Raw genomic sequence first — 234 nt, 5'->3', positions numbered from 1 at the left:
TCTCCATCGTGGTCGCCGCCGCACTGGGCTACGGCCTGAACGTGTGGATGGAACCTGCGGTGGTGGCCGATTGGGGCTGGCGCATTCCGTTCGCCCTGGGCTGCGTGATCATCCCGTTCATCTTCATCCTGCGTCGCAACCTGCAGGAAACCGAAGAGTTCGCCAACCGCACGCACCGCCCGACCATGCGTGAAGTGATGGCGACCACGGTCCAGTTCTTCACCAGGGTCGCCA

At 63.7% G+C, this 234-nt stretch carries 1 pseudogene; it reads left to right on the top strand.

The features are described from left to right. Positions 1 to 234: pseudogene (locus tag AC0608_RS13900) on the top strand (hypothetical protein); the annotation flags it as partial.

The organism is Flavobacterium sp. GNP008, from assembly GCF_056428965.1.
This window is presented reverse-complemented; position numbering and strand designations above follow the sequence as displayed.